A 262-nucleotide genomic window follows, 5' to 3' on the forward strand; every position below is an offset into this window, starting at 1 on the left:
AATAACGCGAGCGGCGTGATCGAAGCCGTCACGGCGGCCAGCAGCCTGACGCTGCAGGCGAGTACGATCGACAACAGCGCCGGCCGCGTGGTCAACGTCGGCACGGGCGCGGCTACGGTGAACGCCCAGGGGCTGGTCACCAACAGTGGTTTGATCGCCGGTAACGGCAGCCTCGATCTGGCGGCCGGGACTTTGCTCAACCTGACCGGCGGCAGCGTGCTGTCGGGACAGCGCATGGGCCTGGACGTGGCGCAGCAGCTGG

The 262-nt window shown here is 68.3% G+C and carries 1 protein-coding gene; it reads left to right on the forward strand.

The window, feature by feature from the left end; genetic code table 11:
- A partial coding sequence (locus KVP70_RS33690; RefSeq protein ID WP_217946775.1) for a hypothetical protein occupies positions 1–262 on the forward strand: 262 nt, incomplete at both ends.

Source organism: Duganella violaceipulchra (assembly GCF_019166075.1).
Classification (GTDB): Bacteria; Pseudomonadota; Gammaproteobacteria; order Burkholderiales; family Burkholderiaceae_D; genus Rugamonas; species Rugamonas violaceipulchra.